The 11,372-nt window shown below is 62.3% G+C and carries 11 protein-coding genes; 1 reads left to right on the top strand and 10 read right to left on the bottom strand.

The window, feature by feature from the left end; all coding sequences use genetic code 11:
* Positions 1-124 precede the first annotated feature (124 nt).
* Positions 125-1,453, top strand: a complete 1,329-nt coding sequence (locus tag EN906_RS09745; protein ID WP_127270823.1) for a dicarboxylate/amino acid:cation symporter — start codon at positions 125-127, stop codon at positions 1,451-1,453.
* A 69-nt stretch (positions 1,454-1,522) separates the two neighbouring features.
* Here EN906_RS09745 and EN906_RS09740 read toward each other — a convergent pair whose 3' ends face one another.
* From EN906_RS09740 to EN906_RS09695, 10 genes are all read right to left on the bottom strand, one after another.
* On the bottom strand, positions 1,523-2,551 hold the full coding sequence (locus tag EN906_RS09740) for an ROK family protein (protein WP_127270821.1): 1,029 nt from the start codon (positions 2,549-2,551) through the stop codon (positions 1,523-1,525).
* Positions 2,548-3,270 carry a ribulose-phosphate 3-epimerase gene (locus EN906_RS09735; protein WP_127272187.1) on the bottom strand — a complete coding sequence of 241 codons (723 nt, stop codon included), beginning with the start codon at positions 3,268-3,270 and terminating at the stop codon, positions 2,548-2,550. The genes EN906_RS09740 and EN906_RS09735 overlap by 4 nt, the downstream gene beginning before the upstream one ends.
* Positions 3,267-4,100, bottom strand: a complete 834-nt coding sequence (locus tag EN906_RS09730) for an alpha/beta hydrolase (protein ID WP_127272188.1) — start codon at positions 4,098-4,100, stop codon at positions 3,267-3,269. Before EN906_RS09730 ends, EN906_RS09735 begins: the two co-directional genes overlap by 4 nt.
* Positions 4,100-4,918 carry a sugar phosphate isomerase/epimerase gene (locus EN906_RS09725; RefSeq protein WP_127266564.1) on the bottom strand — a complete coding sequence of 273 codons (819 nt, stop codon included), beginning with the start codon at positions 4,916-4,918 and terminating at the stop codon, positions 4,100-4,102. The genes EN906_RS09730 and EN906_RS09725 overlap by 1 nt, the downstream gene beginning before the upstream one ends.
* Complete coding sequence (locus EN906_RS09720; RefSeq protein WP_127266565.1) at positions 4,918-5,994, bottom strand: Gfo/Idh/MocA family oxidoreductase; 1,077 nt, start codon at positions 5,992-5,994, stop codon at positions 4,918-4,920. The genes EN906_RS09725 and EN906_RS09720 overlap by 1 nt, the downstream gene beginning before the upstream one ends.
* An 11-nt stretch (positions 5,995-6,005) precedes the next feature.
* Positions 6,006-6,827, bottom strand: coding sequence for a sugar phosphate isomerase/epimerase (locus EN906_RS09715; RefSeq protein ID WP_127266566.1), 822 nt, complete (start codon positions 6,825-6,827; stop codon positions 6,006-6,008).
* Positions 6,828-6,890: 63 nt separating this feature from the next.
* Complete coding sequence (locus tag EN906_RS09710) at positions 6,891-7,733, bottom strand: carbohydrate ABC transporter permease (protein WP_127266567.1); 843 nt, start codon at positions 7,731-7,733, stop codon at positions 6,891-6,893.
* Positions 7,734-7,738: 5 nt separating this feature from the next.
* On the bottom strand, positions 7,739-8,635 hold the full coding sequence (locus EN906_RS09705) for a sugar ABC transporter permease (RefSeq protein ID WP_023808791.1): 897 nt from the start codon (positions 8,633-8,635) through the stop codon (positions 7,739-7,741).
* 137 nt (positions 8,636-8,772) lie between these two features.
* On the bottom strand, positions 8,773-10,020 hold the full coding sequence (locus tag EN906_RS09700; RefSeq protein ID WP_127266568.1) for a sugar ABC transporter substrate-binding protein: 1,248 nt from the start codon (positions 10,018-10,020) through the stop codon (positions 8,773-8,775).
* Positions 10,021-10,130: 110 nt separating this feature from the next.
* Positions 10,131-11,276, bottom strand: a complete 1,146-nt coding sequence (locus tag EN906_RS09695; RefSeq protein WP_127266569.1) for an ABC transporter ATP-binding protein — start codon at positions 11,274-11,276, stop codon at positions 10,131-10,133.
* Positions 11,277-11,372 lie beyond the last annotated feature (96 nt).

Genomic DNA, 11,372 nt, shown 5'->3' with positions numbered 1-11,372 from the left:
GTTCCGGCCTTTCCGCGAACTGGCACAGCGCTTGCAAAACTCCCTGGCAGCGGCGTGCGACCGGAGCGCCGCGATGGGAGAAGTCACGCAGGGCGCTCCGCCCCATCCGGCCAGGGAGAGTTCGATGCACATCGCAGACCATTCAGGCGCGTCTTCCGCGCAGCGCAAGCCTTTCTATGCCCAACTCTACGTGCAGGTGCTCGTCGCGATCACCGTCGGCATCCTGCTCGGCCATTTCTATCCGTCGGTCGGCGAGAGCATGAAGCCGCTCGGCGACGCCTTCATCAAGCTGGTCAAGATGATCATCGCCCCCGTCATTTTCCTGACCGTGACTACGGGCATTGCCGGCATGAGCGACCTGCAGAAGGTCGGGCGTGTCGCCGGCAAGGCGATGCTCTATTTTCTCACCTTTTCGACGCTGGCTCTGATCATCGGCCTTGTCGTCGCCAATGTCGTGCAGCCGGGCGCCGGCTTCAACATCGACCCGGCGACGCTCGACGCCTCGACCATCAGCAATTACGCCGCCAAGGCGCACGACCAGTCGGTCACCGGGTTCCTGATGAACATCATCCCGTCGACCATCGTCGGCGCCTTCGCCGACGGCGACATCCTGCAGGTGCTGTTCTTCTCGGTGCTGTTCGGCATCGCGCTGGCGTTGGTCGGCGACAAGGGCACGCCCGTGCTCAATTTCCTGCAGGCGCTGACGACACCGATCTTCAAGCTGGTCAGCGTGCTGATGAAGGCGGCCCCCATTGGTGCCTTCGGCGCGATGGCCTTCACCATCGGCAAATACGGCATCGGCGCGGTGATCAATCTCGCTATGCTGGTCGGCACCTTCTACGTGACGTCGTTCCTGTTCGTGTTCGTCGTGCTTGGCGCGGTCTGCCGCTACAACGGGTTCTCCATCCTGTCGCTGATCCGCTATATCAAGGAAGAGCTGCTTTTGGTGCTGGGCACCTCCTCATCGGAAGCCGCCCTGCCCTCGCTGATGGAAAAGATGGAGAAGGCCGGCGCCAAGCGCTCGGTCGTCGGCCTGGTCATCCCAACCGGCTATTCCTTCAACCTCGACGGCACCAACATCTACATGACGCTGGCGGCGCTGTTCATCGCACAGGCGACCAACATCCACCTGTCTATGGGTGACCAGATCCTGCTGCTGCTGGTGGCCATGCTTTCCTCCAAGGGTGCCGCCGGCATCACCGGGGCCGGCTTCATCACCCTTGCCGCGACGCTGTCGGTGGTTCCGGCGGTGCCGGTCGCCGGCATGGCGCTGATCCTCGGCGTCGACCGCTTCATGTCGGAGTGCCGGGCGTTGACCAACTTCGTCGGCAATGCTGTCGCCACGCTGGTGGTGGCTCGCTGGGAAGGCGAACTCGACAAGGCCAAGCTGGCCAGAGCGCTGGCGGGCACGGCCGACGATAGCCTGCCGGCGGACGTTGTTCCCGCCGAGTAATGACGCGCGGTCAATGCGTAAAAGGCCGGAGGCGTGCTGCCTCTGGCCTTTGTCATGCAGGTCGCAACGTCAGACCGTGCCGGTCTTGCTCAGCGGCGTGTCCGGAAACGTGCTTGGGCCGACAGGCATGCGGGCTGCCAAAGTGCCCCCGTCGTCGAACAGCACAAGGCTGGCGGCGCCGACGAGCCCGGCATGGCGGCCAAGCTGGGCCTGAACGACCGGCACGTCGCGATAGGCGCGCATGGCCCGTTGCCTGATGGTCGCCTCGATGGTCGGCAGCATCAGATCGAGCCCATTGGCGATGCCACCGCCGACGACCAGCACATCGGGCGAATAGAGATGCAGGAGATTGGTGAAGCCAACGCCCAGCCAGCGCGCTTCCTCCTCCAGCAAGGCCGAGGCAAGAGCGTCCTGCAGCCGTGCCGCCTCGACGACATGGCGGCCGGTCACCTCCGCGTCCGCTGACAAGCGTCGCAAGGTAGAGCCGTCTCCGGCTGCCGTGGCGGCGCTGGCGCGGCGGCCAAGTGCCGTTCCCGACGCGATGGCCTCGAAGCAGCCAACGACACCGCATACGCAGCGCTCGCCTTCATTGGTGATGGTCATGTGACCGATCTCGGCTGCAAGGCCACGGCGGCCATGCAGGATGCGCCCGTCGACGACGACACCGCCGCCGATGCCGGTCGAAACCGTGACAAAGACCAGCGAGCGAGCGCCATGACCGGCGCCGAAGCGCCATTCGCCGAGCGCCGCGGCATTGGCGTCGTTCTCCAGCCGCACCGGCAGGCCGAGCCGCCGTTCCAGGATGTCGGCAAGCGGCACGTCCAGCCAGCCGGCGAGCGTCGGCGGGCCGACGGCGATGCCGGCCAGCGGATCGAGCGGCCCCGGTGCACCGACGCCGACGCCGACGACCGAAAGTGCCGGGGCCTCGGCATGGACTGTCGCCGCCAACGCCTCGATCTGGCCGATCACCACATCGGGACCGGCCAGCGCCTGCGTCGGCACCGCCGCGAATGCCAGGATCTTGCCGTCGCGGTCGACCAAGGCGGCGCGAAGCTCCGTCCCGCCAAGATCGATCGCAAGGGCGGCTTCTGATGTCATGCCGCGACCTTCAAGCCGTGCAGCCAGCCGATGCGGCCGGCGAGATCCTTGTCACCGAAGGCGAGCGAACCGAGAACCACGGTTTCGGCCCCGGCGGCACGCAGCAACGGCACGGTCTCGTGGCGGATGCCGCCATCGGCCGCCAGAACCACTTGCGCCTCGCGGCCGGCCTCTCTCAGGATGGCGCGGGCAGCGCCCAGCCTGTCGCAGGCCTTGTCCGACAGGCTCTGTCCCTTGACGCCGATTGCGGTTCCAAGAAGCGTCACGAAGGCGACTTCCGGGACGAAGGCCGTCACCGCTTCCACAGGCGTCTCCAGCCTGAGTACGACGCCGGCCTCGGCGCCGAGCTCCCGCGCCAGCCGCACGGCGCGCAATCCGGCTTCGCCATTCTCGGCATGGACGCTGATCATGTCGGCGCCGGCTTCGATGAACTGGCGCGTCTGCGCCTCGACGATTGCTTCATCGACCATCAGGTGGACATGGATGGGTTTCGCCGTCAGCCCTGCGATGCGGGCGACGAGATCGGGGAAGAACAGGAAGGACGGTGCGAAATGACCGTCCGCCACATCGATATGATGAAGATCGACATAGGGCTCGATGCGCTTCAAGTCGTTTTCGAAATTGGCGAGATTGGCCGACCAGAGCGAGAATTCGGCGATCATCCGGTCGCGCGGCAATGCGGCGATGGCGGCCGGGCCTGAGAGAGGTTTCGAGGTCATGACTGGTCCTGGTTGTTGAAATTCATGTCGAGAAAGTCCGCGATGGCGGCGCGAATTTCGGCGAAATGGCACTCCTTGTCGGTGGCCTTCGGCATCACCTCGGCAAAGGTCGCATTGGGGATGGCGTCGGCGAGGCTGCGGGCGGCGGCCAGCGGATGGACGAGATCGATGCCGCTGCCGATGACGAGCGTAGGGAACGCAAGGCTGGCGGCGGCTGCCCGCGTCACGCCAGGTCCATCCTCTGCGATCGCCTGCATCACCTCGGCGAAGACGGGCGCGTTTTCGCGCGCGAAGAAGCCGAGCAGGGAAGCAAGATTGTCCGGCGCTTCGGTGCGAAAGCGGGCGGCCGTCGCGGACGCCGCGAAGATATCTCGCGCCTGCGATAAAGGACGGCTGCGGATGAGCTCCGCCACTTCCACGTAAGGGCGCATGTTTTGCGGCGCCGCCTCGAAAGCCCAGGCAGGGCGCACAAGCACGAGACCGGCGACCCGGTCCGGGTGCCGGACGGCAAGCTGCAAGGCAATGGCCGCACCCATCGAGATGCCGCCGGCGACGAAACGGTCGAGGCCGGCCGCATCCGCGGCGGCCAGCACATCATCGGCGAACATCGCGATCGAAAACGGGCGCTTGCTACCGGCGCCGGAACCGCCCTGCGCGCGGCATTCGACGGTCAGCCGACGGTATGAAGGACCATCGGGAAAGTTCTGCGCGACCTGCGCTGCGTCACCGCCGAGGCCATGCTGGAAGACGACGGGAAGCCTGCCCTGCCCCGTGTCGAAGACACGAAGCGCTGCATCGTCGCGAAGCAGGATCGTCGGGGCGACGCCCATCAGAGGAGCCTTCGCAGAAAGGCGGCGACATCGGGGGCTTCGTCGGCGGACAGGCCGTGGGTGACAAGCGGTCCGTCGAAGCCCGCTGCCTTTAGCCGTGCAACAAAATCAGGAAAATCGACAATGCCTTGTCCTGATGTGGCAAAGCGACCGTCACCATGACGGTCCTTGGCATGCGCCATGGCGATGTGGCCGGCGGCCTCGTCGATCGCGGCGGCAACGATAGCGCGCGCCTCGCCGGGCGTGGCGTGTTCGAACAGGTTTGCCGGATCGAGCACGATCTTCAGATGCTTCGATCCCATCTCGGCGATCAGCCGGGTCGCATCCCTGGCCGAGGTGACGATGTTGGCCTGCTCAGGCTCGATGCCGAGATCGACACCGGCACCTTCGGCCAGCGCCAGCGCCTTCGCCATCTCGGCGGCCATGTCGGACCAGGCGGCCGGATCGGCATTGTCGGGATGATAGGCCCACTGATCGGCGGCGTTGCGCGAGCCGGTGCAGAGCGTGACCAGCGGGATGCCGAGGGCAGCAGCAGCCTCGATGACAACGGCGAGGCGCCTGAGGCCGTCGTCGCGCACGGCTTTGTCGGGATGCGCCATGTTGTAGGTGCCCGACAGTGCTGCGAGTGAAACGCCGTTCGACTGCGCGGCGGCACGGACGGAGGCGATGGCGTCCGCCGGCACAGCATCCGGCATCGACGGCAGGCCGGCACAGGCCAGATTGAACTGCGTCGTCTCATACCCAGCTTGCCGCACCGCAACCAGCACGGCGGCCGGATCGGTGCCGGCAAAGGTCTTGGCGAAAATGCCGAGACGCATCACACCGCCCCCGACACCGAGGCGAGTTCGACTCGCTCGCCTGATTCCACCGAACGCGCGATGGCGACCATGGCGCGGATCGAGGCGATGCCGTCCTCGACATTGGCGCCACGCATCGGCGTGCCGTTCAGCACCGTGTCGGCAAGACCTTCCAACTGGCGGCGGAAGAAATGGCCATCGGCGCCGAGCGGCTTGTGGGCCGTGGCGGTCTTCTCGTGAAATATCTCCACCTCGCTGGCGCGGAAGTACCAAGGGTTGAATGTCCTGGCGATAACGGAGCCGTTCTCGCCATAGAGCTGAAAACCTTCGTGCCAGTCCATGCGCACGGCAACCGTCAGGTCGAGATGGCCGAGCGCGCCGCTGGCGAACTCGGTTTCGACGAACCAGCAATAGGCGCCGAATTTCTCATTGAGGCGGGCGCGCACGGCGACGATATCGCCGCACAGGAAACGCGCCGTGTCGACGAGATGCGAGCCATGGGCCAGCATGAAGTATTGCCTGAGATCGGCCTTGGGATTTCCGGCTGGCTTCCTGGCTAGCCTGCTGGTGACGGGCAGCGGCTGCACGGCATCGGTGTTGGTGTAGCGATGGGTGGAATCGCAGTACCAGGCCTTCAGCGCCAGCACTTCGCCGATCTCGTCGCGAACGAAGTCGCGCGCGGTCTCCAGTGCCGGATCGAAGCGCTTCATGTGGCCGACCTGCAGGATCTTGCCCGAGCGCCTGACCGCTTCGGCCAGCGCCTCGCCCTCCTCGACCGAGGTGCCGATCGGCTTTTCACAGAGAACATGCTTGCCGGCGTTGAGCGCCCTGATCGACATCGGCACATGATAGGCGTCCGACGTGGCGACGATCACCGCTTCCAGCTCGGGATCGGCGAGCATTGCCTCATAGTCGGAATACATTTTCTGCGGTTCGTAAGTGGCGCCCATGCGCGCAAGCAGATCGGGTGCCGCGTCGCAGATGGCGTAGAGGTCGGCATTGCCGGCTTTCACGCAGGATTCCAGATGCGCGAACTGCGCGATGGGGCCGCAGCCGAGCACGCCGACCCTGAGGCGTCTGTCCTGTTTCTTGATCATCGTCTCGTTCTTCAGGCGCCGTAGCTGCGCATAGTCTGGCGGTTGGTCTTGACCGCGCCGGCAGGATCGGCGGCGGCCGTTTCGGATTCTTCCTCCAGCACCAGCCAGCCGTTGAAGCGCGGTGCGGTGTTGGCGATCTCGATGACCGCAGCCGTGGCGCAGACGCCCTTGCCGAGCATGGCCCAGGTACCGTTGGCATCGACGTCCTTGAGGTGGATGTAGCGGATGCGGTCGCGGTAGGTGCGCAGTGTATCGGACATGTCCTTGTGGCCGCGCAGGATATGGCCGGTATCCGGTACCCAGCCGACCAGGTCGGGGTCGAGCAAGGCAAAGATCGTGTCGTAGTCGGCGCGGTCGAACAGCAGCGTGTTGTGGTGGGAGCTAGGATGCAGGGCAACCTGGACGCCGGCCTTGCGTCCGAGTTCGCCGGCCTTGTTGTAAACCTCGGCGGCGATGGCGAACTTATCCTCGCGCGGGCCGTCGGACACCACCGTGGCCGAGCCCATCGATACCAGCGCATTCGGGAAGGCGGCGGCGAAATCGATCCAGCGCTTGGCGGTTTCGAGGTCGGCGCCGATCTCCTCCTTCAGCGTAAAACCACTGTTCGAGCCAAAGGCGAAGGAAACCAGCGTCAGCCCCGACGCCTTCAGCGCGGCGGCGAACTCCTCCGGCTTGTCGCCATAATGTCCGATCATGGTGTCGGTGATCTCGATGCCGGCATAGCCACCGTCAGAGATCGCCTTCAGCAGATCGTCGGGGCCGCCGGTGAACCGGTCTCCCAGCATTTCCCAGGTGAAGGTCTGGCAGCCGACTTTGAGCTCTTTCACGTTCATCCTTTCATTCCTTGGTATCGCCCATTGCTTGATGCCACCCTGCGTCGCCGTGGGATGGACATCCTACTTGACGGAGCCCGCGGTCATGCCGGCGAGGAAGTACCTCTGGGCAACGAGGTAGATGAGCAAGAGCGGTAGCGAGCCGAGCACACTCATCGCCATCATCTGGTTCCATTCGAAGGCGTGCTGACCCATCAACAATTGGATGCCGATCGGGACGGTGCGCATGGACGTTGACTTCGTCAGTGTCAGCGCAAAGAGAAATTCGTTCCAGCACAACAGGAAGGTGTAGACCGACGTCGCCACGATGCCAGGCAGTGAAATCGGGACGATCACCCGCCAAAGCGCTGTCCAACTGGTGCCGCCATCGACGGCCACGGCTTCATCGAGATCGCGGGGCAAGGTGTTCAGATATCCCGTCATCAGCAGGATCGCGTAGGGCAGCGTAAACACCAGATAAGTCAGGATCAGTGCGACATAGGTGTCGAAGATGCCGTATGAGACGACGAGCCCGAAGAAGGGGATCAAAAGTGTGATCGGCGGAATCGTCTGCGTGCTGATGATGATTGTGTTCAGGATGCCCTTGCCGCGGAAGTTGAAGCGGCTGAACCCGTAGGCCGCCAGCAGGGCGATCAGCACCGTCAGCACAGTCACCGCTCCCGCCACGAAATAGCTATTGAAGAAGAAGCGCAGCTTTACCGGGTCGCCAAGGATGGCTGCATACGCTTCCAGCGTGAAGGCCTTTGGCAGGATGGTTGGTGGCAGGGCAAAGATTTCGGTATTCGATTTGAACGAGCTGCTCAGCATCCAGTAGATCGGAAATGCCGCGAAAAAGAGCCCCGCTGCAAGCGCTACATGGAGCGCGACGGTGATCAGCCTGTCTTTCGGCGTATGCCTTTTCCTCATGATGACTACCGAGCCTTCTGATAGCGAATATAGAACAGCGTCAGGCCGAGAGAGATCAGCAAGATGACCACAGCGCTGGCTGAAGCCTGCGACAGGTTGTAGCTCGAAAACGCCAGCTTGTAGGTGTAGGTGCTGAGGACCTCGGTCGAGTAGATCGGGCCACCGCCCGTCGTTATCCAGATTAATGGGAAGACCTGCATGGTCCAGATGAAGTCGAGCAGCGAGATGCTGATGATGATCGGCATCAGCTGCGGAATGGTGATGAAGATCAGCTTCTGGTAGGCTTTCGCCCCGTCGATATCGGCAGCCTCGTAGAAATCCTTGGGAATGCCCTGCAAACCCGCGAGCAGGCTGACCATGAAGAGCGGATAGCCCGCCCAGATGTTGGCAAAGGTGACGGCGTGCAGCGCGGTCTCAGGCGAGGAAAACCATTCGACCTTGGAACCGATGATGCCGATTTGCATGAGAATGCTATTCACGACACCGTTCGGCTCAAGCAGCAGGCGCCAGATCACGGCGATAATCACCGCGGTGAACAGCCAAGGCAGTATATAGAGCACGCGCAGGATATTGCGCAGCGTCGGATTGATGCGGTCGCTGTTCAGCATGAGCGCGAAGGCCATGCCGATGGTCATGTGGAAAATGACACTCATGCATGTGAAGTAGAGCGTGTGCCACAGCGAAGCCCAGAACACGGGGTCGTCGAAGATCGCCTGGTAGTGTTTCAGTCCGGCAAAGGATGGGTCACGACGCAGCACCGCGCTGTTCTGGAACGAGTAGCCAATCACCGTCACCATCGGCAGCAGCATCAGAAGCCCGATTATGAGCAGCGAGGGCGACAGATAGAGGTAGGGTGCGACCGCTCGTTTGAGCTTGTGGTGAGAGCGCTTTTGCCGGGTCATGTGCCAACCTTGGGATACGCCTTCAAGAGAAGGTAAGCTTCAAAAACAGGTCCACTCAAATTGCCGATCCGTTGTTGCCGGGTGGCCTGCCCGAAGTCAGGCCACCCGGTCGAAGTCAGCAAACGGGAACAGGCCGATCAGAATTTCGCCATCCAGCCCTTCTGAGCGGCGGCGGCTGCTTGTTCCGGAGACTGCTCGCCGGCGAGCATCTTTTGGGCTTGCACGTCGAACTGGGTCATCAGGTCTTCTGCCACCGGCAGGCCCGTGAACTCATTGGCGAGATAACCGGTCTTGAAGATTTCAAAAGCCTTGCCGAAAGCCTTGTCCGAGGTCACGAAATCGGGCTTGGCGTTGACGTTGCCCGGGAAGGCGTTTGCAAGCGATACGAGCTTGGCGTTCACCTTTTCACTCATCACATATTGGACGAGTTTCCAGGCCTCTTCCTGATGTTTCGAGGCAGCAGAGATGCCGATGCCCCAGGAGGCATAGGGAAGGCCGCGCTTGCCGGTATAGTTTTCCACGACCGGGACCGGGATGAGGTCGAAGTTCAGCTTGGGATTGCGCTTGCGGATGAGGTTCACATGCGCGAGCGAGTCGATCATCATCCCGACGCGGTTGTTGACGAACTCCTCGACCTTTTCCTGCTCGGTCTTGGTGGCGATGCCGGGCGAGATGGTGCCGGCGTCGTTGAGAGATTTGACGAAGGTGAGCATATCCACCACCGGTTTGCCCTCAAGGTCCGGCTTGCCGTTCGCCATCATCGACTGACCCGAAGCCCAAACCCACGACATCATGTCGTTCTGAACGCCGGATGGCGTTTGCAGCGACAGGGGCAGCACCCAGCCATACTGATTCTTGTCGGCGATCGTCATCTTCTTGGCGGCTTCGAGAAACTCCGCACGGGTCGACGGCAGCTTGGTCACGCCTGCCTGGGCAGCAAGGTCCAAATTCACGAAGACCGGATAGACGAAGGAAGCCACGGGAAACATCACCGCCTTGCCGTCCACCTTGACGATGTCCGCGACCTGGCTCTTGTCGAAACCGCTCGCATCCATCATCGGATTCATGTCGGCGAGTGCGCTCTGCGCATTCAGATTGTTCACCCAGGCACCGTCGAGACCGACGACGTCGCTGAGCGTTCCGGTTGCAGCACCAACCGAGATCTGGTCACGCGTGGTCGCGTAGGGGCCGCTGACCAGCGTCACTTTGATTCCGGGATTTGCGGCCTCGAAGTCATCCATGATTGCCCTGAGCGAGCCGGCCGGCAATTCGGGCTCCCACCATTGGGTGAATTCCAGCGTCGTATCCGCCATGGCGCCGGTTGCGCCAAGCAACCATGCGGCCGCGGCTATTTTCAGCATCGCGGGTTTAATGCGAAACGTCATTTTCTCCTCCTTCTTTATATTCGCCCGCACAATGCGGCCGATCGTCTGATTATTCAGAAGTCTTCTTACGCAGGCGCCTCACCCTCACCCGCGGGTCTTATCGCTGATATTCAGATTGCCAGATGCGTCTCCGGGTCGAAGAAATGGAGCTTGGTATCATCCAGGGCCAACCTGATTTCCGAGCCGGAGCGGACCGTGCTGGTCGGTTCGAATTTCGCCACCGCATTCGACGCCAGGCCGAAATCCTGCACCGCGTCAGGGTCGCCGGAGTCCACCCGGACCGCGTCGATGTCGAGATGGACGATTTGTTCGGATCCAAGTTCTTCGATCGAGGTCACCTTTGCCGGTATCGTCTGATACTTGCGGCCGGATTCGAGGCTGCTGTCATAGAGATCCTCCGGTCGTATGCCGAACACGACCTTGCGCCCCGCATACGACTTCAAGCCCGGCCTGCGCACGAAGGCTGCATCCTGCAGCCGAATGGCCAGGGCGCCGGACATCAGTTCGTCGCCCGTCAGGGTCGCCTCGAAAAGGTTCATCGAAGGAGACCCGATGAAGCCGGCAACGAAGGCGTTCACCGGCGATTCATAGAGTCTCTTGGGTGTGTCGACCTGCTGCAGCACGCCGCCTTTCAACACCGCGACCCTGTCGCCCATCGTCATGGCTTCGGTTTGGTCGTGGGTCACATATATGGTCGTTACGCCGAGTTGCTTTTGCAGACTGGTGATTTCGGCGCGCATTTGAACACGCAGTTTCGCGTCCAGATTGGAAAGCGGTTCGTCCATGAGAAAGGCTGCCGGCTCGCGCACCATGGCGCGGCCCATGGCAACCCTTTGACGCTGTCCGCCTGAAAGGTTCGCGGGTTTGCTGTCCAGCAGAGACGTCAGTTGAAGGGTTTTGGCGATCTCGTCCACGCGCTTTTTGCGCTCGGCCTTCGGCTTGCCTGCCAGCCGCATCGAAAAGCCGATGTTTTCGAACACCGTCATATGCGGGTAGAGGGCGTAGCTCTGGAAGACCATCGCGATGTCGCGGTCCTTGGGCGGCATGTCGACGACGTCGACACCGCCGATCCGAAGGCTGCCGCTGGTGACGTCCTCCAATCCCGCGATCATCCGCAGCGCGGTGGATTTGCCACAGCCGGACGGCCCGACGAGAATCAAGAACTCACCGTCCTTGACCGACAGGTTCAATTGGTCGATTGCGTGAAAATTGTTCCCGTATGTCTTGCAGATATTTTCAAGAACGACTTCTGCCATATTCCTCCCTCCACAAGTCTAAGCCACTGATTTTTATGATTGTCCTCGGCTTACGTTCACCTGCGAAATTTTTCCTCGGATAGCTAGGCTATGTTC

It is taken from the genome of Mesorhizobium sp. M7A.F.Ca.CA.004.06.1.1 (assembly GCF_003999135.1).
GTDB lineage: Bacteria > Pseudomonadota > Alphaproteobacteria > Rhizobiales > Rhizobiaceae > Mesorhizobium.
The sequence above is the reverse complement of the archived record's forward strand: the minus strand, read 5'-3'. Positions and strand labels throughout refer to the sequence as shown.

Coding starts and splice junctions, on each gene's coding strand:
- EN906_RS09735 (WP_127272187.1), bottom strand. CDS start 3,270: ATGACCTCGAAACCTCTCTCAGGCCCGGCCGCCATCGCCGCATTGCCG.
- EN906_RS09745 (WP_127270823.1), top strand. CDS start 125: ATGCACATCGCAGACCATTCAGGCGCGTCTTCCGCGCAGCGCAAGCCT.
- EN906_RS09730 (WP_127272188.1), bottom strand. CDS start 4,100: ATGGGCGTCGCCCCGACGATCCTGCTTCGCGACGATGCAGCGCTTCGT.
- EN906_RS09720 (WP_127266565.1), bottom strand. CDS start 5,994: ATGATCAAGAAACAGGACAGACGCCTCAGGGTCGGCGTGCTCGGCTGC.
- EN906_RS09695 (WP_127266569.1), bottom strand. CDS start 11,276: ATGGCAGAAGTCGTTCTTGAAAATATCTGCAAGACATACGGGAACAAT.
- EN906_RS09725 (WP_127266564.1), bottom strand. CDS start 4,918: ATGCGTCTCGGCATTTTCGCCAAGACCTTTGCCGGCACCGATCCGGCC.
- EN906_RS09715 (WP_127266566.1), bottom strand. CDS start 6,827: ATGAACGTGAAAGAGCTCAAAGTCGGCTGCCAGACCTTCACCTGGGAA.
- EN906_RS09700 (WP_127266568.1), bottom strand. CDS start 10,020: ATGACGTTTCGCATTAAACCCGCGATGCTGAAAATAGCCGCGGCCGCA.
- EN906_RS09710 (WP_127266567.1), bottom strand. CDS start 7,733: ATGAGGAAAAGGCATACGCCGAAAGACAGGCTGATCACCGTCGCGCTC.
- EN906_RS09740 (WP_127270821.1), bottom strand. CDS start 2,551: ATGACATCAGAAGCCGCCCTTGCGATCGATCTTGGCGGGACGGAGCTT.
- EN906_RS09705 (WP_023808791.1), bottom strand. CDS start 8,635: ATGACCCGGCAAAAGCGCTCTCACCACAAGCTCAAACGAGCGGTCGCA.